Source organism: Frondihabitans sp. 762G35, assembly GCF_002074055.1.
Lineage (GTDB): Bacteria > Actinomycetota > Actinomycetes > Actinomycetales > Microbacteriaceae > Frondihabitans.
This window is the reverse complement of record NZ_CP014619.1, coordinates 2,948,074-2,971,480: the sequence shown is the minus strand read 5'-3', so window position 1 is coordinate 2,971,480 and position 23,407 is coordinate 2,948,074. Positions and strand designations below refer to the sequence as shown.

Annotated in this window: 22 protein-coding genes; 10 read left to right on the top strand and 12 right to left on the bottom strand. The window is 68.5% G+C overall.

Features of this window, described 5'->3' with window-relative positions; genetic code table 11:
- Window positions 1-16: 16 nt before the first annotated feature.
- Window positions 17-832, bottom strand: coding sequence for an alpha/beta fold hydrolase (locus AS850_RS14030; protein WP_119869677.1), 816 nt, complete (start codon window positions 830-832; stop codon window positions 17-19).
- A gap of 74 nt (window positions 833-906) precedes the next feature.
- On the opposite strand from AS850_RS14030, the gene AS850_RS14025 reads away from it, so the two are divergent.
- A complete protein-coding gene (locus tag AS850_RS14025) occupies window positions 907-1,833 on the top strand; it encodes an AEC family transporter (protein ID WP_119869676.1) in 927 nt (308 codons plus the stop codon).
- A gap of 18 nt (window positions 1,834-1,851) precedes the next feature.
- Here AS850_RS14025 and AS850_RS14020 read toward each other — a convergent pair whose 3' ends face one another.
- A complete protein-coding gene (locus tag AS850_RS14020; protein ID WP_119869675.1) occupies window positions 1,852-2,688 on the bottom strand; it encodes an exodeoxyribonuclease III in 837 nt (278 codons plus the stop codon).
- 87 nt (window positions 2,689-2,775) lie between these two features.
- Between AS850_RS14020 and pyrE the strand changes: the two genes are divergently transcribed.
- The gene (pyrE, locus tag AS850_RS14015; protein ID WP_119869674.1) at window positions 2,776-3,336 is read left to right on the top strand and encodes an orotate phosphoribosyltransferase; all 561 of its coding nucleotides are present in this window, start codon (window positions 2,776-2,778) and stop codon (window positions 3,334-3,336) included.
- The gene (locus AS850_RS14010) at window positions 3,333-5,930 is read left to right on the top strand and encodes a septum formation family protein (protein ID WP_119869673.1); all 2,598 of its coding nucleotides are present in this window, start codon (window positions 3,333-3,335) and stop codon (window positions 5,928-5,930) included. Before pyrE ends, AS850_RS14010 begins: the two co-directional genes overlap by 4 nt.
- Window positions 5,931-5,976: 46 nt before the next feature.
- Here the strand turns inward: AS850_RS14010 and AS850_RS14005 are convergent, their stop codons facing one another.
- Window positions 5,977-6,795: an HAD-IIA family hydrolase gene (locus AS850_RS14005; RefSeq protein WP_119869672.1), complete on the bottom strand. Its 819-nt coding sequence runs from the start codon at window positions 6,793-6,795 to the stop codon at window positions 5,977-5,979.
- A gap of 58 nt (window positions 6,796-6,853) precedes the next feature.
- Between AS850_RS14005 and AS850_RS14000 the strand changes: the two genes are divergently transcribed.
- Window positions 6,854-7,507, top strand: coding sequence for a TrmH family RNA methyltransferase (locus tag AS850_RS14000; RefSeq protein WP_119869671.1), 654 nt, complete (start codon window positions 6,854-6,856; stop codon window positions 7,505-7,507).
- A gap of 32 nt (window positions 7,508-7,539) precedes the next feature.
- Window positions 7,540-7,953: a DUF3151 domain-containing protein gene (locus AS850_RS13995; RefSeq protein WP_119869670.1), complete on the top strand. Its 414-nt coding sequence runs from the start codon at window positions 7,540-7,542 to the stop codon at window positions 7,951-7,953.
- Window positions 7,954-7,975: 22 nt separating this feature from the next.
- On the opposite strand, the gene AS850_RS13990 is transcribed toward AS850_RS13995, so the two are convergent.
- Window positions 7,976-8,542 (bottom strand): arsenate reductase/protein-tyrosine-phosphatase family protein, encoded by a 567-nt coding sequence (locus AS850_RS13990; RefSeq protein ID WP_216819767.1) that lies wholly within the window; start codon window positions 8,540-8,542, stop codon window positions 7,976-7,978.
- 94 nt (window positions 8,543-8,636) lie between these two features.
- Here AS850_RS13990 and AS850_RS13985 point away from each other — a divergent pair, with 94 nt between their 5' ends.
- Genes AS850_RS13985 through AS850_RS13975 form a run of 3 tightly spaced genes read left to right on the top strand, consistent with a single transcriptional unit; the run spans window position 8,637 to window position 12,042 of the window.
- Window positions 8,637-9,779, top strand: a complete 1,143-nt coding sequence (locus tag AS850_RS13985; protein ID WP_164088463.1) for a glycosyltransferase family 4 protein — start codon at window positions 8,637-8,639, stop codon at window positions 9,777-9,779.
- 32 nt (window positions 9,780-9,811) lie between these two features.
- Complete coding sequence (locus AS850_RS13980) at window positions 9,812-10,972, top strand: glycosyltransferase (protein WP_119869667.1); 1,161 nt, start codon at window positions 9,812-9,814, stop codon at window positions 10,970-10,972.
- Window positions 10,969-12,042, top strand: a complete 1,074-nt coding sequence (locus AS850_RS13975; protein WP_119869666.1) for a glycosyltransferase — start codon at window positions 10,969-10,971, stop codon at window positions 12,040-12,042. The genes AS850_RS13980 and AS850_RS13975 overlap by 4 nt, the downstream gene beginning before the upstream one ends.
- Window positions 12,043-12,065: 23 nt before the next feature.
- Here AS850_RS13975 and AS850_RS13970 read toward each other — a convergent pair whose 3' ends face one another.
- The gene (locus AS850_RS13970; RefSeq protein ID WP_123955527.1) at window positions 12,066-12,791 is read right to left on the bottom strand and encodes a hypothetical protein; all 726 of its coding nucleotides are present in this window, start codon (window positions 12,789-12,791) and stop codon (window positions 12,066-12,068) included.
- Between the two features lie 256 nt (window positions 12,792-13,047).
- On the opposite strand from AS850_RS13970, the gene AS850_RS13965 reads away from it, so the two are divergent.
- On the top strand, window positions 13,048-14,202 hold the full coding sequence (locus tag AS850_RS13965; RefSeq protein WP_119869664.1) for a glycosyltransferase: 1,155 nt from the start codon (window positions 13,048-13,050) through the stop codon (window positions 14,200-14,202).
- Between the two features lie 66 nt (window positions 14,203-14,268).
- On the opposite strand, the gene AS850_RS13960 is transcribed toward AS850_RS13965, so the two are convergent.
- The 7 genes from AS850_RS13960 to AS850_RS13935 form a co-directional block, all read right to left on the bottom strand.
- Window positions 14,269-15,720, bottom strand: coding sequence for a polysaccharide biosynthesis tyrosine autokinase (locus AS850_RS13960; RefSeq protein ID WP_119869663.1), 1,452 nt, complete (start codon window positions 15,718-15,720; stop codon window positions 14,269-14,271).
- Window positions 15,721-15,809: 89 nt separating this feature from the next.
- Window positions 15,810-17,312 (bottom strand): hypothetical protein, encoded by a 1,503-nt coding sequence (locus tag AS850_RS13955; protein ID WP_123955526.1) that lies wholly within the window; start codon window positions 17,310-17,312, stop codon window positions 15,810-15,812.
- Between the two features lie 71 nt (window positions 17,313-17,383).
- On the bottom strand, window positions 17,384-19,534 hold the full coding sequence (locus AS850_RS13950; protein WP_119869661.1) for a YhgE/Pip domain-containing protein: 2,151 nt from the start codon (window positions 19,532-19,534) through the stop codon (window positions 17,384-17,386).
- Window positions 19,531-20,199, bottom strand: coding sequence for a hypothetical protein (locus AS850_RS13945; RefSeq protein WP_123955525.1), 669 nt, complete (start codon window positions 20,197-20,199; stop codon window positions 19,531-19,533). Before AS850_RS13945 ends, AS850_RS13950 begins: the two co-directional genes overlap by 4 nt.
- Entirely contained in the window at window positions 20,196-20,912 is a 717-nt protein-coding gene (locus AS850_RS13940) for a TetR/AcrR family transcriptional regulator (protein ID WP_119869659.1), read from the bottom strand. The genes AS850_RS13945 and AS850_RS13940 overlap by 4 nt, the downstream gene beginning before the upstream one ends.
- 234 nt (window positions 20,913-21,146) lie before the next feature.
- Window positions 21,147-21,638, bottom strand: a complete 492-nt coding sequence (locus AS850_RS16320) for a hypothetical protein (protein WP_123955524.1) — start codon at window positions 21,636-21,638, stop codon at window positions 21,147-21,149.
- Between the two features lie 429 nt (window positions 21,639-22,067).
- Window positions 22,068-22,442: a hypothetical protein gene (locus tag AS850_RS13935; protein WP_123955523.1), complete on the bottom strand. Its 375-nt coding sequence runs from the start codon at window positions 22,440-22,442 to the stop codon at window positions 22,068-22,070.
- A 129-nt stretch (window positions 22,443-22,571) separates the two neighbouring features.
- Between AS850_RS13935 and AS850_RS13930 the strand changes: the two genes are divergently transcribed.
- The gene (locus tag AS850_RS13930) at window positions 22,572-23,141 is read left to right on the top strand and encodes a hypothetical protein (protein ID WP_119869657.1); all 570 of its coding nucleotides are present in this window, start codon (window positions 22,572-22,574) and stop codon (window positions 23,139-23,141) included.
- Window positions 23,142-23,407: the final 266 nt, after the last annotated feature.

Sequence of the window (23,407 nt, the reverse complement as noted above, 5' to 3'; positions counted from 1 at the left end):
CATCGTCGCCCGGACGTCAGAGGCCGTGCGCTCCGAGCCAGCCGCCGAGGACGCGCACGAACTCCGCGGGCCGCTCGACGCTGGGCAGGTGGGCCGTGTCGGGGAAGGTCGCACCCGAGGAGTCGGGAACGGTCGAGAGGAGGTACTCCGTGGCCGCGAGCTCCGTCGAGAGATCGTGCTCGCCCACGATGAAGAGCGACGGCACCTCGATGTCGACGGTCCGCTCGAAGGCCGGCGGCTCGATGGGCACCGCCCTCGGAGCGTCTCCGGCGTGACGGACGTTGGCCGCGTTGAGCGCGTAGGCCGTCTCGAGGAAGGCGGGGTCGAGCTCGAGGACGTCGCGCGTCGGCCCGGCGGCCCACAGCTCCGCCTCGAGGCGGTTCAACCGCTCGAGGTCGCCCGCGGCCAGAAGGTCGTCGAGGACGTCGAAGAGGTCGTTCTCGCGCTCCGTCAACTCCACGTCGGGGAACCCGCTGGGATTCGAGCCGACGGTCACGAGCCCCGCGACGCGATCGGGGTGCTCGACGGCGGCGTCGATCGCGATCCGACCGCCGCGCGACGCCCCGATGAGCGTCGCGCGCTCGATCCCCGCCGCGTCCATCACGGCGAGGAGGTCGTCGACGTCCGAGAACGAGACGTCCTCCGTCGAGGTGAGGCCGAATCCGCGGGTGTCGTACCGCAGGATCCGGTGGTCGGCTCCCAGCGCGGGCACGACGGCATCCCACATCCGCAGCGTGGCCACTCCCGCGTGGATGAGCACGAGCGGCGGGCCCGCGGGCGAGCCCTCCAGTTCGTAGTGGAGAGCGGCGCCCTTGAACTTCACCTCAGCCATGACCCGAGGCTAGCCGGGATGACCCTCCGACCACCACGGCCGGTCTCCGCGGCTCCGGCTGCGAGACTGGGGCGATGGGCGGAGTGCTGGTGGGGTTCGGGATCATCGGCGCGATCATCCTGATCGGCTACGTGGTCGGCCGGATCGACCTGCTGGGCGATCAGGGACACCGCCCTCTCAGCCAGCTCGTCTTCTTCGTCCTGACGCCGTGCCTCCTGTTCGTGACGATCTCGAGGGCCGATGTGCACGTGCTCTTCTCGCGCATCCTGCTGGTCTCGGGCGCAGCCGCTCTCGTGGCGGCCGCGATCTCGGTGGTGGTGCTGCGCTTCGTGCTCCACCGATCCGTGCCCGAGACCACCATCGGGACGATGGGCGGCGCCTACGTCAACGCCAACAACATCGGCATCCCCGTGGCCGTCTACGTGCTCGGGAGCGCCACCTTCGTCGCGCCCGTTCTGCTCTTCCAGCTCGTGATCGCCACCCCGATCATCCTGACGGTGATGGACGTGACGACGAATCGCGAGGGGGGCAGGAGTCGCTGGCGCACCGTCACGACGCCGTTCCGGAACCCGCTCCTCATCGCCTCGCTGCTGGGAGTGATCTGCTCGGTGCTGGGGATCCGCCTGCCGGACGCCGTCCTCCAGCCGTTCGAGATCGTCGGAGCGGCGGCGGTGCCGGTCGTGCTCATCTCGTTCGGGATGTCGCTCCACGGGCAGCGGCCGCTGCAGGCGGGGACGGGCCGCGTCGACGTCGCCCTGGCGACGGTGCTCAAGCTCGTGGTGATGCCCCTCGTGGCCTGGCTCCTGGGTGAGTTCGTCTTCCATTTCGGACGGCAGGAGCTGTTCGTCGCGGTCGTCCTCGCCGGCCTGCCGAGCGCGCAGAACGTCTTCAACTACGCCCAGCGCTACGGAACCGGCGTGGTCGTCGCCCGCGACACCGTGCTCGTCACGACGATCGCGGCCGTTCCCGTGCTGGTCGCGGTCGCCGCGCTCCTGGCCTGACGGCGCCTGGCGGCGGCGTCAGAAGATCATCGGTCTGTCGTCGTCGTCGGAGACCTCGAGGGCCAGATCGACCACGACGGGCACGTGATCGCTGGGGGCGTCGCCCTTGCGCTCATCGCGGTCGATCCGAGCGCTCGTGACCAGGTCGGCGAACGGCCCGCTGCCCAGGATGAAGTCGATCCGCATCCCCTCGTTCCGCGGGAACCGCAGCTGCTTGTAGTCCCAGTAGGTGTAGCCCTCGGGGATCCGGGGCCGGACGACGTCCGTCAGCCCCGCCGACTCGAAGGCGGCGAAGGCCTCGCGCTCGGGCGTGCTCGTGTGCGTGTGCCCCTCGAACACCGCAGGATCCCAGACGTCCGTGTCGAGGGGCGCGACGTTCCAGTCGCCCATCAGGGCGAGGGGCTGGTCGGGGCGATCTCTCAGCCACTGCGCCGTCTCGTCGCGGAGGCGGGCCAGCCAGTCGAGCTTGTAGGCGTAGTGCGGGTCGTCGAGCTCGCGGCCGTTCGGGACGTAGAGGCTCCAGAGGCGGACCCCGTCGACCGTCACGCCGATCGCGCGGGCCTCCTTCGGGGCATCCTGCGGGTCGACGCCCTTGGCGAAGCCGGGCTGGCTCGGGAAGGTGATCTCGACCTCCTCCATCGTGAGGCGGCTCGCGAAGGCGACGCCGTTCCACTGGCTCAGACCGTGGAGCTCGATGTCGTAGCCCGCCTCCTGGAAGACGTCGAAGGGGAACTGCTCGGGCTTGCACTTGATCTCCTGCATGCCGAGCACGTCGACGTCCTCGCGCACGAGCCAGTCGACGACGCGGCCGGCTCGGGCACGGATGGAGTTGACGTTCCAGGTCGCTACACGCATGGCACAACGCTAGCGGGCGCCCCCGACGTCGGCCGTTGCCACTCGCCCTGTGGACAACCGGGGGCCCTCGGCGGGGCTCCGGGTACCATGTGGGCTGTGACCGACGCACGCCAGCAGCTCATCGACTACATCAGCGACCTCGCCGTGTTCCACGGCGACTTCACGCTGACCAGCGGCAAGAAGGCGACGTACTACGTCGACCTGCGGAAGGTGAGCCTCGACCACCGGGTCGCTCCGCTCATCGGACAGGTCATGGTCGACCTCATCGCAGGTGTGCCCGACGTCTTCGCCGTGGGCGGTCTCACCATGGGTGCCGACCCGATCGCCGCCGCCGTCCTGCACCAGGGCGTCGCTCTCGGCAAGACCTACGACGCCTTCGTGGTGCGCAAGGAGCCCAAAGACCACGGCCGTGGTCGCCAGGTCGAGGGTCCGGAGCTCGACGGCAAGCGCGTCATCGTGCTCGAAGACACATCCACGACCGGGGGGTCGCCGCTCAAGGCCATCGAGGCGCTCGAGAAGGTCGGAGCCACAGTCGTCGGCGTCGCCGTCGTCGTGGACCGCGCAACGGGGGCGCGCGAAGTGATCGAGGAGGCGGGCTACCCCTACTTCGCCGCGATCGATCTCACGGACCTCGGGCTGGAGCCGTGAGCGACGGGCGTCCTCCGGCGAGCCACGACGAGCCGAGCAGCGCCGACGAGACGGTCGACGACGCCGCGGCGTGGTTCGCCTCGCAGTTCGCCGACGACGATGTCGCGCAGGAGCCGCCTGCCGCACCGGTGACGCCGCCCACCCCCCGCACCGAGACCGACGTCGACGACGCGCAGCCCACCTCGCTCCTGCCGGTCGCGCCTCGCGCCGACCCCGAGCCCACGTCGGCTGACGACGAGGTCTCCCGGCCCGCCGGCGAGGCCTCCGGCTCGGCCGTGTCCTCCGCCGACCTGGAGACGCAGGCGCCGGAGCTCCATGATGCCCGCGACGAGAGCGTCCCGGACACCTCGCTCGGCGAGACCGCACCCATCGTGCCGCGGCGGCTTCCCAGCGCGGCCTCGTTCTTCGGTGAACCGCGGGCTCCCCGTCACTCGGCGAAGGTCGAGACGACCGAGGAGCAGGCCGGCGAAGCCGCGACGGCCTCCGGTTCGCCGGCCGATGACGAGGTCATCGATCCCGATCGCGCCGCGTCCGACTCCGTGGCGGGGGAACCCGCTGCAGGCCAGCCGGAAGGGCCCGATCCTGCCGGGGACGAGCCGCAGGCATCCGACGTGCCCGCCTCGGCGCTGCCGAGCGCGGTTCCTCACCCCATGGCCCTCGACCTGTCCGCTCTGCGGTCGGAGGTGCACGACCCTGCGCCTGCGACTGCGCCCGACGTCGAGCCCGACCCCGCGCCCACGACCGCCGTCGAGTCCGCGACCGTCGTCGAGGCCGATCCGACGGTGCTCGACACTGAATACCTTCCCCGTCATGACGGCCCCGGCGAGACGCCGACCGCGGCCTTCGGCGCCGTCTTCGGCGACCAGCCGGAGACGGAGTCGCCCGCCGGGTCGAGCGAGTCGACCGCCGGGTCGAGCGAGGCACCCGCCTCCGACGAACGGCCGAGCGTCGGTGCCTCTGACCCGCACGACGACAGCCCCCTCGAGCCGGAAGAGCCCTCGCGAGACGTCTCCTTCACGGAGCTCATCTCCGTCCCGAGCGACACTTCTCACCCCTCTGCCGAGCCAGCGCGATTCGACTGGAACGACCTGCCGGCGCCGAGCGTCGCAGCGGAGCCCGTCGTGCTGCCGGAGCCGCCTCTCGGGGCGCCGCTCATCGACATCGCGTCGGCGCCCGCCGATGCCGCAGCCGTGCCTCCGTCGGACTCGCCGCCGATGTCGGGGGTGTCCTACGAGGACAGGCTCTACGAAGCGATGATGGCCGACGAACTGCCAGCCGCCGACGAGACGCCGGTCGCCGACGAGACGCCGGTCGCCGACGAGACGTTGGCCGCCGACCACGAGACGCCCACCGTCGGCCACGAGGCGGAGGCCGCCGATCGCGACGCCGAGGCGGCAGCCGACGCCTCACCGCGGACTGAGTCCGAGCCCGAGGCGGAGCCGGCGCCCGAGTCGGCCTTCGTCCCGGCCGAGCCGGAGTCCACCGTCGACGACACCCTCGACCGCGATCCGTCGTGGGCGGACGCCCCACGCGATCCCATCCCGCCCGCGCTGACCCCGGTCGAGCATCCTGCCGACTCACGACCGTCCGGCGACCCCGTCGACGACCGGGAACCCGCGGCCACGAGCATCCTGCCTGTCGTCGAACCGACGGTCGATGCGCCCGCCTCGCCGCCCCGTGACGCGGATCCTGCCCGTACCGAGGCGATCGAGCGCCCGGAGGTGGCGACCTCGCGACTTCCCATCCAGGACGCCCGCCCCGAGAGGGCGCTCGGCGACGCCGCGGGGGCGCCCGCTTCCGCCTCCTGGAACCTCGCTGCTCCTCGTGCCGACGTCGGACCGATCGATCCCGCGGCGGCGCCCGCGGCGTGGGCGTCGGCTGCGCCGGCCGCAGCAGGGGCAGACAGCGAGCGCGTCCCGTCGCGCTCGAGCGGAGACGGGCCCGGGGCGGGCGGTGGCGGGTTCGCCTCGTGGCCGCGTGAGCGCCGGATCCTGCTCATCGTCGCCATCGGCGTCGCCTTCGTCGTGGTGCTGCTCGGGCTGTTCTTCGCGGCGCAGGCCATCGTCCGGGGGAGCACGGCGTCCGCCGAGACGCCCCCGGCCACCGTGCCGACGACGTCCGCATCCGCGTCGACGTCGGCGTCGGCTCGACCGAGTACGAGTCCCACCCCGAGCGCTCCCGCCTCGGCGGCGCCGACGACGGCCTCGGGCCCCGCCGCCCCCGGCACGCGCGCGTGGAACGTCCTCCGCGGGGGCGAGTGCCTGTCGTCCTTCCCGAACGCGTGGCAGACGACGTACGACGTGGTCGACTGCGCGACCGCGCATCCCGCTCAGATGGTCGCGACGAAGACCCTCGACGGGGCGGCGGGCGCGGCGTACCCGGGCGACGCGGCCCTCCAGAACCAGATCGCCTTCGCCTGCTCCTCGGCGGCCGTCGTCAATCTCAACGCGGCCAAGGCGTACACCGACGTGCGGGTCTCGGGGAGCTTCCCGACGGCGACGCAGTGGTCGTCCGGCGACCGCACCGCCTACTGCTTCGTCAGCAGAGGTGGCGGACAGACGATGACGACCAGCCTCGCGGCGGCGCCGGCCTGAGCCGTCTCCGCTGCGGACCGGTTTCGGTCTCCTCGGGCAGAGCCTCTCAGATCCTGCCGTCCGCGTCGCCGAGGTCGTACGCCTCCGGCGCGGCCGTCACGAGTTCGTGGACCCCGCTCAGCACCTCGGTCGGTCGGAACGGGTACCGGTCGATCTCGGCCTGGTCGCTGATCCCCGTGAGCACCAGGATCGTGTGCAGCCCCGCCTCGATCCCGGCGATGATGTCGGTGTCCATCCGGTCGCCGATCATCGCCGTGTTCTCGGAGTGCGCGCCGATGCGGTTCATGGCCGACCGGAACATCATCGGGTTCGGCTTGCCGACGACGTACGGCTCCTTGCCGGTGACCTTCGTGATCATGGCGGCGATCGCTCCGGTCGCCGGCAGGATGCCCTCCGCACTGGGCCCCGTCGCGTCCGGGTTCGTCACGATGAAGCGGGCTCCGCCCATGATGAGGCGCGCCGCCTTGGTGATGGCCTCGAACGAGTAGTTGCGCGTCTCGCCGACGACCACGTAGTCGGGCGCGGTCTCCGTCATGATGAAGCCGGCCTCGTGCAGAGCCGTCGTCATACCGGCCTCGCCGATGACGAACGCGGATCCGCCGGGCATCTGCGAGCGGCAGAAGTCGGCCGTCGCCAGAGCGGAGGTCCAGATCCGCTCCTCAGGGACGTTGAGACCCGACGCCTTGAGCCGGGCCGCGAGATCGCGCGGCGTGAAGATCGAGTTGTTCGTCAGGACCAGGTAGGGGGTCCCCGCGTCCTGCCACTGCTCGATGAGGGCGGCGGCGCCGGGCAGCGCCTGGTTCTCGTGCACGAGCACGCCGTCCATGTCGGTCAACCAGCATTCGACTTCGTCGCGAGGGGCCATGGAAGGAACCCTAGCGGCGCGACCCGCGAATCCCCGTCCCGGTCGATACCCTTGCAGGATGCCCGAGGAGACGTCGCCCACGCCCGAGTGGACGACCCACGGCGTCGGGCCCTGGCCGGGCGGCGAGAGCGCGTGGCCCGACGACGAGCGGTTCGACGCGGAGCTCCTGCGCGACGGCGACACCCGGAACGTGATCGATCGCTACCGCTACTGGACGATGCAGGCGATCGTGGCCGACATCGACTCCCACCGCCACGGCTTCCACGTCGCCATCGAGAACTGGCAGCACGACCTCAACATCGGATCCATCGTGCGAAGCGCCAATGCCTTCGCCGCCGACACCGTCCACATCATCGGTCGCCGACGCTGGAACAAGCGCGGGGCCATGGTCACGGACCGGTACCAGCGCGTCGTCCATCATCCCGACGTGGCCGCCTTTCTGGCCTGGGCGCGGGAGGCCGGGATCCCCGTCCTCGCGATCGACAACGTGGAGGGCTCCGTCCCCATCGAGACGTTCGACCTCCCCGAGCGCTGCGTGTTCCTGTTCGGGCAGGAGGGTCCCGGTCTGTCGGACGAGGCGATCACTGCCGCCGACGCCGTCCTCGAGATCGTCCAGTTCGGCTCCACGCGAAGCATCAACGCGTCGGCGGCCGCCGCCGTCGTGATGCACTCCTGGGTCGTCCGTCGCGCCGACTTATCCACAGGCGTCTGAGGCGGAGCGCAGGATGCGGCTACCGTTGCTGCATGACCTCCTCGAACCTCCTCGGCGTCCCCGAGACGCACCTCCCGGCTGAGCCCGGCGTCCTGTCCGCGCTCCAGACGCAGCCGCTCGTGGCCGTCGTGACCGCGCATCCGACGTCCTCCCTCGCCTGGGCGCTCCTGTCCGACGAGGCCGCGGCGCAGCCCGGCCGCGAGCTCGAGGCGTACGCCTACGCGCGGGTGGGATACCACCGAGGGCTCGATTCGCTGCGCAAGGCCGGTTGGCGCGGGCAGGGTCCGGTGCCGTGGGCCCACGAGCCCAATCGCGGTGTCCTGCGCTCCCTCTACGCGCTGCGCCGCGGTGCTGCCGCCATCGGCGAGACCGCCGAGGTCGAGCGGCTGACGACGTTCCTGCAGGATGCAGATCCCGCGGCCGTCGCGGCCATCGAGTCCGCCTGACGAGGGCCCGACGTGGAGTCGCTCACCGTAGACTGAGTACTCGGCTGATGCATCTCGCCACGGCGTCGACCGCGGGCATGATCTGGTCGGCGCTCGCGCGATAAGTAGCGGCGCCGTGGCCGTAAGGATCGACCACATCGTCGTTCCCGACGCTCGGCGTGAGCGTTCCACGCTTGGACATGACGAGGGCGACGACCTCGCGGAGTCGTGTCGTCGGATTCGCGGTGAGCAGAGCCAACTCGGAATAGTCGTCGTCGCTGACGGCTTCCGAGAGGTGCCCGAATTCCACGAGTGACAGGGTCTTTCGAACGGCCTTCGGTGCAAGGCGTGCGACAGCCGCTCGGTGCTCGGCGGACAGTGCGAGGACGAGATCCGCGTCGGTGATGTCGCTTTCGGTCAGAGGTTCGGCACGATGAGCGGACAGGTCGATCCCGAGGTGGGCCCCGGACTCGATCGCGAGCCGTGGCGGAACCGTCCCGGAGATGGCGTGAGTGCCGCGGCTCTTCACCACCACGGTCTCCGGCTCCTCGAGGCGCTGGCGGAGCGCGAATTCGGCCAGTGGTGAGCGGCAGATATTGCCCGTGCACACGGTCAGGATGACGAAGGGGCGGTTTCCGTCTTGCATGACCAGAGCGTACCGGTCAGCGATTGACGGACATTCGTATTTGACATATCATGTCTTCATGCCTCCGTTTTTCAAGCGCGGTCGAATGTCCGGAAGCCGGGCATCGACGGATGCGCTACCCATCAGGCTCTTGCCGGAGCTTCGCGCGATTCATGTCGAGCAGGCCGAAGTATTCGCACCCGCGCGGATCCTTTACTTCGCGTGCAACTACGACGTCGCGATGACGGCAGTGCCGGCCGGTATCGACCGTGTCGGTTTCGTCGACGCCGTCCGGATACTCGCGACGAGCAAGGCGGCGTTCCTCGAACTGCCCGAAGCCCTCTGGGTGCGCTTTCTGCCGAGGTGGGTCCTGCTCGCAGGCGTCTGGAAGGTCTCGGGCCTCCTCAGGCGCAGGCGGCGTCGAGCGGTCTTCTACGCCATGGAGCACAACGACCTCGCCACCCTCATCGGTGGTGCCTCAGGAGTTCCGGCGTGGCTGGTCTTCATCTTCCGGCTCGTCGTCGGGGCGAGCGTGAGGCTCTTCGTGGATCGGATCTGCTTCGCCACGCCGGCCGCCGCGGCCGCTTACGGGCGGTTGTTCTTCGCATCGGCGGTGTGCAGTCGAACTCAACTCGAGCTTCCTGCATCGAGACAGGACGTCAAGACGGTCCACGTTGAGGAACTGAGTGTCCTGTTCGTCGGTGTCCTCGAGGAGAGAAAGGGCCTCCTCCTCCTGTTGGATGCCTGGAGGTCCGTCGAAGCCGAGCTGCCGACTGCACGATTGACCATCGTCGGTCCGGGCTCTCTCCGGAGACGGATCGACGAATGGGTGGCTCTTTCCCCCGCCTCCCGCGAGTGCCGGGGGCAGATTCCGCACGAACGCGTCCACGAGGCGATGGAGGAGGCTCGCGTGCTCGTATCTCCGTCGATCCCCTGGGGGCGATCGCGTGAGCAGGTCTGCCTGCCGATCAAGGAGGCGCTCGCGGCGGGGGTGACCGTCGTGACGACGCGCCAGACCGGTCTGGCGGACTGGCTCGAGAATCACGGTCATCAGGTCGTCGACCCCGGAGATCTCGGGGCCGAGTTCGTGACCGATCTCGGACGCGCGCTGGTCCGCGCGCTGAAGGAGCCGGTTCCGCGGGAGCTCGTGAGAGCCGCCCTGCCGCTGATCGACGCGTGGCAGGCGGCGGACGCCTGGCTGCATTCAGGAGACGACTCTTGAAATAAATATTCCACTAAAATACACTATGGAATATGCCGAGCCCGTGCAGTTCCCGTTCTGTTGCGTCCGAGTCGCCCCTCACGCGTGGTGCCAACCCGTCGGCGCTCAGAGTGCTTCCTGAGCTGAGGGCGACTCATCTCGAGCAGCGAGATCATTTCCTGCCCGCGGACTTCTTCTACTTCGAGGAGAACTACGACGTCCGGGGCGCGGACAAACCCGACGGTGTCAGACGCGTTACTCTCGTCTCCCTTCTGCGCGAACTCTGGGGCACGCCGGCGACGGTGCTGGAGCTCACCGAACCGCTCTGGGTCCGATTCCTGCCGAAGTGGCTCGTCCTCGCGTTCTGGTGGAAGCTCTCCGGGATTCTCCGTCACGAGCCTCACCGGCTCGTTGTCTACGCCATGGAGAACAATTCGGTTGCCCGACTCATCGGTGGTTCGAGGCGTGTGCCCGGCTGGGTCGAGCGCACCTTCGCCTGGTGCGTAGGGCTCGCGTCCCTGCTGACGATCGATCGCCTGTGTTTCGCCACGCCGGGCTCCGCAGCGACCTACCGGTCGATGCCGTTCGTCGACCGGATCCCGCAGAACGAGCTGATCGACCTCCCGGCACCCGCTGTCCGCGCACGAGAGACTCCCTCGTCGATGTCGGTCACATTCCTCGGTGTCCTGGAGGAGCGCAAGGGGATTCCCGCTCTCCTGGAAGCCTGGGAAGAAGTCGAACGATGGGTGCCGGACGCCACCCTGCGGGTTGCGGGGCCTGGGCCACTCGGTCCGATGGTCGAGTCCTGGTGCACACAGAGGCCGTCGTCTCGAGTGTCGCTGGGTCACCTGTCGCACGAGGAATCCGCGCAACTGTTATCGACCACCAGGGTTCTCGTGTCGCCGTCCGTTCCCGTCGGGCGTTTTCGCGAGCAGGTGTGCCTTCCCGTCCAGGAGGCTCTTGCCCACGGAGTCACCGTCGTCTCGACCGCAGAGACCGGCCTCGCCGGCTGGCTGGCGGCGAACGGACACCTCGTCGTGAATGCGAGGGCGGACCACCGTCACTTCACGGGCCAGCTCACGGTGGCGCTCATCCAGGCTCTCAGAGCACCACTCGACCCGGGGACGATCCTGGCGAGCCTGCCGGAGGTCGGAGGGTGGAAGCGCGCCAACTCCTGGCTCCACGCCGACTTCACCCTTGGGCGAACGCTGTGATCGCCGCGGAACGCGGCCGCAGCATCTCCGGTCCGGCGGACTCCTCACTGGTCCTGATCATCAATCCACTCGGAGCCGCTCTGGCCCACTACACGTCGGCGCTCGAGTCGAATCTCCGCGAGGCGGGGCGGGCGACCGAGACGCTGTCGTTCCTGGAACCGTCCCGGTCCGGGCGGTCTTCCTGGCGATGGGTGGTCGACTACGCTCGCGCCCTCCGATCCGCGCGCAACCGTGCGCGCGGCTCCAGCGCGAGTCGGATCCTGATCACCTGGCCCGTCCTGGGTCATCTGGATCTCCTCCTCTGCCGTGTCCTCCTCGGAGCCCACGCGACCGCGCACGTGATCCTGCACGATCCGCGACCGCTCGTCAGCGCTCGCGGCTACTCCCGACTCTCCCGATCGCTGGGGAACCTCGTCCGCGGAAGGCACGGGTTCGTTCTCCATTGCGGTGCGGCGCTTCGGGAGGTCCGTCGACAGGGTCTCCCGTGGAACCCGCCGATCCTGCCGCACCCGGTCCTCCCAGACATCGATCAGAGCGCGAGTGGAATGGCGGGAGACGTGAGGCCGGTGGTCAGGGTCCTCGGCCAGTACAAGGCGGACAGAGATCTCGACCTCCTCGCGGGTCTCGCCGAAAGGCTGTCGTCGCGGGTCCGGCTGGAGATCGTCGGACGTGGATGGCCGTCGATTTCAGGGTGGAGCGTTCGAGAGGGGTTCGTCGACGAAGCGACTCTCGCAGAGCTCATCGCCACGAGTGCCGCGGTCGTGATCCCCTATACCCGCTTCTACCAGAGCGGGATCGCCGTGCGGAGCCTCGAAGCGGGCACCCCTTTCGTCGGGCCACGCGACAGCAGCTTGGCCTCTCTCTACAGCGTGGAGTCGCCGCTCCTTGTCGGAGACTGCGAGGGCATGACTCGTGACGCGCGACTGGATCTCTGGGCGGAGGCAGTTCTCGAAGCGGTCGTTTCCGCTCCTGAGCGACTCAGTGGTTTGGCGCGATCCGCGCAACGGCAGTCGTCGGCATCGTGGAATGCCTGGCTCAGTGAGACGGGCTGCTCCAGCGCTGCGGCTTAGCCCGGAAGTCACCGCGACCGGAACTACGAGCGGGATCGCAGAGGGGCGGCAGACTTGTAGAGACCCGACACGAGCTCGTCGATTCGGGCGTCGACGGCGTCGTTCTCCGTGACGGCGGTCTCGGTGAGCCCGGCCATCTCCGTCTCCGACAACCCGACGGTCCAGCTGTGGAGCCGATCGTCCAGGCCCACCGAGGCGTTGTAGTCGCTGTATTTGTAGGGCAGCGCTGTCGGAGCGCCGTCCGAGAACGTGATGGCGCTCACGGGAGTCCGGAGAGCGTGGGAGAGGATGATGCCGTGCATGCCCGAACTGATGACCCGCTCGGCACCGGCTATCGCGGTAACCATCTCGCGGGGAGCCGTGGTCGGGCTCATGATGGTGTAGCCCATCGTCCGGAGCTCGGCGAGCTTCCGACGCCCCGTTGCTGACGCGTAGACGTTGAAATGGGGGACGACCAGGGTTCCTGATCGTCGACGGGCGGCCGGATGGAAGGCTCGCACGGTGAGCCCAGGATCTCCCAGCGGGAGATCTGCAGGTAGGCCGAGATCCCGCCTGGCGTTCGGCCCTCGGATGGCGAGGAATCGATCCCGGATCGGCGTCATCAGCGCGGGATCGATCTGCGTGGCGGCGGCCCCGCTGCCCCAGATCAGCCCTCGTCCCCCTTGCGTGGCATACAGGCCCACGACGGAGCCGATGGCCAGGACGTCCTCTTGCCCGATCGGCGCCCAGGTCACCTCTCTCTCGAGCACGTTCGGGAGGACGTATTCGTTCAGTTCGTCACCGTGATTGGTGAAAGCTCGCGAAGCCGGCCGGAGGAGGTGAACCCAGCCGCGGCCCCGATCTCTCATCTCCACAGCCAGAACGCGAGGTGATCGACGCGGCGACCACCAGTAGGCCTTGAGAGCTGACGACACGTGGTACCCCTCCGATGTGCCCGACACGGATGCGTCAGGCTCGTATTCAGTATACTGACGAGATTCCGCCCGGTGAGAGAAAAGAGAATCCATGCCGTCACGACTCTTCAGGGCTCCCGCGAACGGGCAGACAGGCACGAGGCCGACCGTCAGCATCATCGGAACCCGCGGTTATCCCAGCTATTACGGCGGCTTCGAGACTGCTGTCCGCAAACTCGCGCCCTTCCTCGCCGACGCGGGATGGGATGTCACCGTCTACGGGCGTGACGGTGCCAGCAAGGTCGACGATCCGACGCGTGATCCGCGAGTTCGGGTCAGGGTGACGCGAGGGCTGGAGACGAAATCGCTGAGCACGCTCACGTACGGTCTCAGCGCGGTCATCGACGCGCTGGTTCGCCGCCCCGATGTCGTCCTGATCATGAACGTGGCGAACGGGTTCTGGCTGCCGCTGCTTCGCCTGCGCGGGATCCCCACCCTGGTCAACGTGGACGGGATCGAGTGGGAGCGCGCCAAGTGGGGGCGTCTTGCGAAGACGGTCTTCAAGACCGGAGCGAAACTGACGGCTCGGTTCGGCACCCGGCTCGTGTTCGATGCTCATGAGATCGGCCGCTACTGGTCGAACACCTTCAGGAAGGGCGGTGTCTTCATCCCCTACGGAGGCGAAGACGCTCCGCTCGAGCCTGTGGAGCCCGGGCTCAGCCGCGGAGGCTACGCCCTGGTCGTCGCGCGGTTCGTCCCCGAGAACACGATTCCCGAGTTCGTGGACGCCGCACGGATCATCGCACGCCGGCACGACGTCGTGATCGTCGGCTCCAGCGGTTACGAGGGGCCTCTCGACCAGGCCGTCCGTCGGCTCGCCGAGAGCGAGCCGAACGTGACCTGGCTCGGTCACGTGAGCGACGATCGTCGCCTGTACTCGCTCTGGCAGAACGCAGGCGCCTACTTCCACGGGCACAGCGTCGGGGGCACGAATCCCGCCCTCGTTCAGGCGATGTGGTGTTCCGCACCCATCGTCGCCCGCGACACCGCCTACAGTCGCGAGGTGCTGGCCGACGCGGCGGCTTTCGTGGAGCCCGAACCCCAGCTCATCGCCTCAGCGGTCGAGCGACTTCTGGGTGACCGTGCGGAGCAGGAACGCCTGGGCCGAGCGGCGCGCGCCCGTGCCGAGAGCGACTACTCCTGGGCGTCGGTCTGCTCCAGCTACGAGCGGGAGCTTGCGAACCTCGCCGGACTCGTCCGCGACTGACGCTCTCGACGGACGGTCGCGCACTGCAGATCGTGGGCGCGCCACCGCTCGCACTCGTCTGGGCGATCAGGCGCGGGCTCGCCGCGCGGTGCGGCGAAGGTGGGCGCGCCGTGTACCGGCCATCGTCGGATCAGGCTGACTCGCGGCATCCGAGCCGTAGTAGTCGCCGTAGGCGCCGTACGCGTAGGCGTTGCCGCCCTTCGTAGGCAGCATGGTGACGATGACGCCAAGAAGGCGGCTGTCGATCTTCTCCAGCCGGGCGATGGCCGACTTGACGAGGGGACGACGGCTGCGCTTCGCGGCGGCTACCAGGACGACTCCGTTGCACATCTTGCTGACGACAGCAGCGTCCGTGACGGGCAGCAGCGGCGGTGCGTCGATGAGAACGACGTCGAAATCGTTCGTGAGGGCCTCGACGAGCTCCCGCATCGTTCGGGATCCCAGGAGCTCGCTCGGGTTCGGGGGAATCTGCCCGGCGGGCAGGACCACGAGATTCCCCGACGGGCCCCACGACTGGAGCACGTCGCTCACGCTTGCCCGGCCGACGAGAGCCTCGGTGAGGCCGACGGCTCCCTCGATGCCGAACGTGGCGGCCAGTCGAGGCCGGCGGAGATCGGCGTCGACGACGGCGACGCGGGTTCCGCCTTCGGCCAGGGCGATGGCGAGATTCGCGGTGGTCGTCGTCTTCCCCTCGGAGGGCATCGCGGACGTGACGACGAAGCTGCGTCGGGTCGACTCGACATCGAGGAACTGGAGGTTCGTGCGAAGGTCGCGAAAGGCCTCCGCTCGCGGGCTCCGCGGCTCGAGGTGCACCACGAGAGGTGCGCTCCGCGCCGTCGCGTCGAAACCGATCCCGCCGATGACGGGGGCCTCGGTGATCGAGGCGAGGTCCTGGGTGGACTGGAGTCGCGTGTCGAGAGTCGCGCGGAGGAAGACGAGCGCGATGCTCACGGCCAGGCCGGCGAGCAGGCCGAAGGCGAGATCGATCTTGAGATCCGGTGAGGTGGGAGTCGTCGCCGGAATCGCAGCTTCGATCGGCACGATCTTGACCGGAGTGGCACTGCCGTCGTCCGGGGTCTCGATGTCCTTCACCACATAGTTGCTGAAGCTCTTGCCGATGGCGTTGGCCGTTTCGGCCGCTAAGCGCGGGCTGGTGTTCGTGACGGAGATCTCGATGGACACCGAGTTGGCGGGCGTCGTGGCCTTGACGGACTGAGCGAGCACGCGCGGTGTCGTGCGGAGATGGAGTTCTTCGATGACGGGGACGAGGACGTTGCTGCTCGTGACGAGGTCGAGGTAGGACTTCACTTTGGACTGAGCGGCCGTGCTGCCCTGGCCGACGTCGTACGCGCTCTGCGCCCCGGAGGTCTGGACGGACACGAAGAGCCGGACTTTCGAGGAGTACGACTTCGGGGTGTTGGCGGTGACCGCGTATCCGGCGGCGAGCCCGACGATGGACAGCGCGACGATCAGCCACACGCCCTTTCGAAGGACCCTGAGAACCTCGCTGATTTCCATGACTCTCCCTGACTCGGTGATGATGCGCACGGGCGTGACGCGCTGGCTCGCAGACTTGGGGTTGTGGCAGCCGAACTCAGATTAGCATATTAAATACTAAGCGAAGCAGAGATATTTGGTCCTTTTGCTCGCTGCGCGCTGATCGACGCGGTTTCGTCTCCACGTCGGACGGGGGCCAGCAGGAGGCCGAGGGCGATGAAATACGGGCCGGCGGAGTTGGGGCTCATCGCGACCTCGTTGAAGGCGGCGTTCGACATGAATCCGAGCAGGGTGCCGAGGGCGAACAAGCGTTCGCGGGGCAGGGGGAGACGTCTGGATCGGCCGAGCAGTGTGACGAAGAGGACCGTGAAGAGTCCCAAGCCGACGATGCCCAGCTGGCCCAGGATCATCCCGAAACCGGTCTCGTTGATGCCTGTCTCCGAGCCCTCGCTGAAGAGCCCGGCGAGGACTCCGAGGTTGCCCATCCCGCGACCGAGGGGGTGTTGGGGGAGTTCCGAGAAGGACGAGAGCAGGCCGCCGATGTGAGCGGCGGTGCTTCCCGTCGAACTCGACTGAGTGAATCCGTAGAAGAGCAGGCCGACGATCGCCGTGACGACGATGGCGATGACGTGGACGACGCGATTCGTGTAGTAGCGCGTCCAGAGGATGGCGAAGATCAGAAATCCGAGGAGGGCTCCCTTGCTGACCGCGAACGAGGCCGCGACGACGACGAGAGCCATGACCACCGGCCTCTTCAGGAACCACGCTCCCATGAACGCGATGAAGAGGAACGTCCCGAAGTTGACCGGGTCGGCGAACGAGGAGACCATGCGGCGGAGCTGGTCGCCATCCACCGTCTCGGACGAATAGAAGTTGCCGGGAAGGCCCGTCGCCTGGGCCGTCCCGATCCCCTTGGCGTCCCAGAGGGCCGAGAGATTCGCCGCCTGCCAGAATCCGGGCGTGAAGAGCTCGAAGAACCCGAAGGCGATCACGGCCACCGCCAGGGCGCAGAGGCCGCGGAGGTAGGTGCCGAGGGAGGCTCTCCTCGCCGCGAGGAGCCCGACGAGCGTGAAGAGGATGGGAGTGGCCAGGTTGCGGAACGACGCGAGCGCGGACGTCGTGTTGGCCGAGAAGAGGACCATCGTCGCGAACCCGTAAACCGTCAAGACGAGTCCGACCAGAGCCGTTCGGCGAAGGGTGACGTCGCCCGCGTGCCGGCGCCTCGGACGCGACGCGAGATCTCGAACCTCCCGAGTTGGTTGCGGCCGGGTGACGGACAGCAGGACGAGGAGGACGAGCGTGAAGAGGACGTTCACGATGAGGAGGAACTGGAGATTCGCCGAGTCGAGTGAGCCGGTGACGAGAAGCAGGTAGACGTTCTGCGTCGCTGACAGGACCGTGGGGAGGAGGAGGAAGACACTGAGGTCGCCGCCTCCATCGAGGCGATGCAGGATCGGGACGACGAGGGTGCAGAGCATCGCGCCTGCGACGACGGCGATCTGAACACTCGACGGCAGGTTCGTCGACGTGAGGATCACGCCGACGAAGACGGCCAGCAGGAGGATCGGCGTCGGGTCGAGCGGTGCGGAGCGTGGGATCGGGACAGAATGCATCGGGAGCACCTTAATGTCTGTGTAGAACTCAGAATATCACACTCTGATTTCTCCATCCAGACTCAGGAGACTCAGCCGATCAGCGACGGCCTCAGGTCGCGCAGGGTGCGACGACGGGTCATGCGAGCAGCAGCCACGAACGACAGCAGGAGGGCACCCAGCAGCCAGAGAGCCAGGATCCCCGCATCCTGCCAGGCCGCTCCGAGGCTGCCGCCGTACATGAGCTGACGCAGCCCGTCCACGGCGTAGCTCATGGGGAGCGCGAAGTGGAGCGCTGCCAGCGGGCCGGGGAGCGTCTGCCAGGGGAAGGTGCCGCCGGCGGTCACGAGCTGGATCAGCATGAGCACGAGGCCGAGGAACTGCCCGACGCTGCCGAGCCACACGTTGAGCGTCATGATGATGGCCGCGAAGGTGATCGAGGCGAGGACCATCAGGGCGATCATGGGGCCCGGGTGGACGACGTCGAATCCGAGGACGAACTTCACGATGGCGAACAGGGCGAGCATCTGGACGAGGCCGAGGGCGGCCGGTGTCAGCCAGCCGGCCATCGTGATCCTGCCGGGCGCCCGCACGGCGGTGAGGGCGCGCTTCGAGATCGGCTTGATGATGAGGAAGAGCGCGTACATGCCGATCCAGGCGGCGAGGCTGATGAAGAAGGGCGCCAGGCCCGCCCCGTAGGAGCCGGCGCTCGCGACGGACGAATCCGTGATGGTCACCGGGTCGGCGATCGCGGCGGCCTGCTTGTCGCGGGTCGCGGACGTGGTGGCTGGGATCTTCGTCACGCCGTCCTTCAGGCCGGTGGTGAGCTTCGTGCTGCCCGTGACGAGCTGCCGGGCGCCCGAGTCGAGCTGCGAGACGCCGCTCGCGAGGGTCGAGGCGCCGGATGCGGTCTGCGCCGCCCCCGAGGAGAGCGCCGCGGATCCCGCCGCGGCCTGGGCGATGCCGCTCGCGAGGGCTGGCGTCTTCGCCGCGAGCAGGTCGTTCCCGGCCGCCACCTGGGCGATGCCGCTGGTGAGGGCGGGGGTCTTCGCGGCGAGCTGGTCGGCGCCGCCGGCAGCCTGCGAGATGCCGGCCGCGAGTGTCGGGGCGCTGGAGTTCAGGGTCGCGGCTCCGGCCGCCACCTGGGCGGAACCGGCGACGAGCTTGCCGGTCTGGCCGTCGAGCGCGGTGAGGGTGGGGCTTCCGCCGAGGAACAGGGTGATCTGCGCGGGGGTGAAGCCGGCGGCGGTGAGGCGGGCCGCTGCATCCTGCGGCAGGGTCGCCTGCGTGGCGGCCGCCGCGACGGCGGCCTTGTGGACGGCCGCCGCGTACGCGCCGGTGCCCGTGGCGAGGTCGTTCGCACCCGTGGACAGTCTCTGCGCATCGGCGGGCAGCGTGGCCGTTCCGGAGCGCAGGGTGTCGAGCCCCGTCGCGAGAGCCTTCGTCTGGCCGGGCAGGGCGGTCGTCTGCGAGCGGAGCTGGTCGGCGCCGTCGGCGAGGGCCCGTGTCTGCGACGGGAGAGCGGACGTCTGCGACTTCAGGGTCTGGAGGCCCGTGTTGAGGGTCGAGGCGCCCGTGGAGACCTGCGAGGCCCCGGACAAGAGGGACGTGGCTCCTGCCTTCGCGGTGTCGAGCCCCGAGGCGAGCTTCGTCGAGCCGTCGACGAGCTGCTGCGAACCCATCGCGGCCGTGCCGAGGTCGTCGCGGACGGTGCTGAGGCCGACCAGGAGCGTCGACGCGGCCTGCTTGCTGACCTCCTGCGTCACCGTGGCCCGGATGGTCTTTCCGGCCTGGTCGGCGATGGTCGACGAGAGGTAGCTCGTCGTGTCGTTGGTGGTCAGGTCGATCTTGGCCGCGGACGGGTCGTTCGTCGACGCCGAGGTGAGGTCTTCAGAGAAGCCGGACGGGATCGTGAAGACGAAGTTGTACGTCTCGTCGGTGATCCCCTTGGAGGCCTGGGCGGCGCTGACGACGTGCCAGTCGAAGTCCTTCCCGTCGACGAGCTGCTTCGTGACGCGGTCGCCGTAGTTGACGGTGTGGCCCTGGGCGTCTTTCGCCCCGGTATCGGTGTTGACGATGGCCGCCGGGATGTGGTCGAGCTTGGCGTACGGGTTCTGGTTGGCCCAGAGGTACATGCCGCCGTACAGGAGCGGCACGGTCATGAGGGCGACGAGGGCGAGCCGTGCCAGCGAGGTGGCGGTGAGGCGCTTCAGCTCGGAGCGGATGAGGGCGATGATCTTCACGATTCGCGGCTTTCGACGGCGGGGGCGGAGGGGGAGTCGTCGACGCCGTCGTCGACAGGGAGGGAAGCGGGGAGAAGCGACCGCAGGTGGAGGCCGGCGGCGACGCCGGTGACGAGGAGGACGGTGTAGCCGCGGGCACCGAGGTCGCGCACCACGTCGAACCAGTCGTCGGTGTGGCCGCCGTGTCGCTCCGGCGAGGTGATGACGAGGCCCCGGATGCCCGGGCGGAGGACGGCGAGCTCGCTGAGGAGTCGCACGCGCTCGCGGGTGGTGAGCGCCTTCATCCTGGTGTCCTCGAAGTCTGCGAGCCCCACGGCGTCGAGGAAGCGGCGGGCGTTCTCGCGGCTGCCGCGGTGCCCGGCCAGGGCGAGGTCTTCGCGGACGACGGTGAGGACGCTGAGATCGGCGAACGGCTCGGCGACCGTGGGGGTGTCGACGAGGGCGAACGCGGCGCGGATCGCGGCCGGGTCGTCGACGCCGTCGAGCAGGACGCGGCCGTGCTCCGGTGCCATCCGGCCGCCCGCGATCAGCGAGGCCAGGGTCGGCGCGCCCTCGGTCTCGACCGCGGCGACGCCGGGGGCCGCAGGAGTCGCGACCGCCGAGGTGGGGGGCAGCGAGGCACCCGGGCCGTCGCCGATGCAGATCTCGTCGAGGGTGAGTCTCATCGGGAGGCCTCCGTGGGGGTGTGGTGTGCGGTGTCTGAGGTGATTGCCGTGTTCGCGGCGTCTGCCGTGGTGAGGTCGTCGAGGAGCGCCGCGGCGTCCGCATGGCCGAAGCCCGCGAGGCCCAGGACCGAGAGGACGACGAGGCGCCTCCCCTCGTCGCTCGGGAGATCGTGGCGGTTCGCCTCGTCGAGGACCGAGATGGCCGCGCTCTCGATGAGGCGGGAGAGGCGAGCCGGCTCGACGTCGGAGCGGAACCGGCCGGAAGCGACGCCGCGCTCGACGATCGCGCGGACGTGAGACCGCAGCGGCTCGAGGGCCCCACCCGCGACGCGCGACTGCGGGCCGCGGAGGGTGTGCAGGGCCATGACGCGGATGGGGTCGACCTCCTGCCAAAGGCGGGCGCCGACCGCGGCGAGCTGGACCGCAGGATCGGGGGACTCAAGTGTCGCGGCGACGCTCAGCATGGCGGCGTTGACGCGGGCGGCCCCGCTGGCGGCGAGTTCGCCGAGGAGGGCGTCGCGCGTGGCGAAGTGCCCGTAGACGGAGCGTCGGGACAGGCCCGCCTCGGCGGCGATCGCCTCGAGCGAGGCGCTCGGGTCGCGGTTGAGGAGCGTCGCCGCGGCCTGGATCAGCGCGGCACGGTTCTCAGCGGCGTCGCGGCGCGGGCCGCGGGTGCGCGCGGGGGCGGGCGGCTGCGGCGAGGAAGTGGGCATGCGTCGAGTGTACGCCTAAGTTGCACGGGTGTGTGCACTTTAGTGCGGGGTTCTTCGCGCTATCTCGTGCGCGGTCTGTTGTGAGTTCTCACCGCACTTTGTAATCGTTTCACCCGACTTTATGGTGGGGTCGGTCGACGGGTCGCCAAAGGCCTCTGGAATTGGTCAGGAGCTCGTCCTCATGGCTTCGGCGTTAGTCAGGGCAGTTTCCTCGGAAGGACGATCAGGGAACCTCTAACGGTCGGTGGGTAACTCTCGAAGGAATCCGGTCAGGAGCTGCGTCGCACGGGCTTCGAGTTCAGCGCGCGTTCGGCCCCACGTTCCGAGATCTGTCCATTCATCGTCAAGGCCGATGAAGTCGTCGAGCCGCAAAGGCAGATCGAGGTTCGTGAGGGCCAATCGCGAAAGGGTGCTGACCGCCTGCCGTGTATCGCGGCTCCGCAGCCAAGTACGGGCGACCCACTCGACAGCGATCGCTCTTCGCTCACCCATCGAGGCCGGAACCGTCGCGTGAAGCTCGTCGATGGATGTCGAGAGCAGTTCTTCGACATTCCAAGGGTCGCGCGGGTCTGCACCTGCCAGAGCTCGCACTGCCGGGGAGTCGGCTACGTCAGCCGCGAGCCAACGTGCTGCCAGGTCCGGCAGGGCGTCAGACAGAATCAGTAGAAAGTCATGGAGAACGACCGTCTCGACGGGAGTGGGGAGTACGCCTTCGTCCCAACGCATGGCAGATCTTTGCATGATTCGGGCCGTCTACCGGTGATCCGCAGAACCGGCGGCCGTTTGCAGCCGGACCCTACGCAACGTCTCAGAGCACCGATTGCACCAGGGCGGCCGGTCCAAGATTCTTCGAGTGTCAGCACGCATTCAGACGAAACTCTGCGCGCCAGATCAGGCGTGGGAAGTCGACCGCGTGTTCTCCTCGTCGGTCAGTCGTGGGACGAGAACAGCGCGATCGGGAAGCCGAGAACCTCCGCGGTTTTCGCTGCGACGCATATCCCAAGGGCAGGCCGTGCGAAAGCTGCCCCAAGCCGGACGGCCCGGGCCGAAAGGACGAAGCCGACCGCCACGAGAGCGAACCCGGCAAACCCAACGGGAGCGGCCGCTGAAACTCGCCGTCTGTACGTTTTCGACTCGGCCTACTGGTCGAGGACGTCAGCAGCCTTGAGTACTGCAACCCACGATCACGTAGGAGACGATGAGAAGAACCGACAACGCAACGAAACTGCACGTCCCGGCCACCAGCAGATAGATGCTCAGTGCCGTCACGACAGCCGGGCGGCTACTCGGGCTTCCGGAAGCCAACCGCGGAATCGCGCGTCTGAGCGACAGAGCACAGAGAGCTATCGACAGAAAGAGAGGTCCTGAGAAGATCAGGAGGTTTTCGAAGGGCCCCACGACGTCGGCTCTGGTCTGGTCGTAGGGCGAGACCTCGTAGCGGAACGCAGCCACCGCCAACAGGAGCCCTGGGATGGCGAAGACGACGGCTAACCCCACAAGGCGTCTCCGCCAGGCGCCGATGCGTTCCACGAATCGAAAGCTACGCGCGCAGGGATCATCCCGCTAGTCAGCGGCGGGTTGCTCAGGCCGCCAGTCATTCGCGCGCTCAGGAGCCTCCGACGTCGCAGGCTCTGGAAAGCGTGGCGGTATTCTCGGCTCATGACTCCATCCGGCCTGGTGACGCAGGAACTGCAGCCCGGCGAGACCATCCGCTGGTCTGGGCAGGGCGACCCCTCGGTTGTGTTCTCCTCCTCCGACGTCTGGCTCATCCCATTCAGCCTGCTGTGGGGCGGTTTTGCCATCTTCTGGGAGGTGAACGCCATCACGTCAGGTGCCGGGCCTTTCTTGGCTCTGTTCGGCAGCGTGTTCGTCCTGGTCGGCCTCTATTTCATCGTCGGGCGCTTCTTCGTGAAGGCGCACCGGAAGCGGACGACCGCATACGCCGTGACAGACCGTCGAGTCTTCGTCACCAACGGGCGCAGCACCAGGGAGAGGCCGTTGTCAGAGGGAGACAGGACCATCACGTGGTCCCGCGACCGGCGGCATGTGACGGTTCAATGGAGCGGCGGGACCGACACCCGCACGAGCATGTTCGGCAATTCTCGAAGAGGCATGCCGGGCAACTCGGGACTGGAAGGATTCGGTTCCGCAGTTCCGGTGGCCTTCTACGACGTTTCCGATGGCAAGGCCCTCCTCGACGCGCTCGGCGCACTGGCACCGACGACCTGATTTCCCCAGCCTCGGCACCACGTTCTGCCATCGAGTCGGGTTTTCGCCACGTGGCAATCTGGCCTCACGCTCAGGGCTTCGATTGATCAAATGTCACTACGAGGCGTGTCGCCTCTGCTACTCCGAGATGGCTTGTCGCCATTGCTCGGAGCGCTCGCGGGGGAGGCCAATCTCGACGCGACCGGGGACACCACCCGCGTGGACATGGCCTTCCACGAGTTGCTGCGCGGCCTCATCCCGGACGCGGACTTTCTTCCGCGGCACGG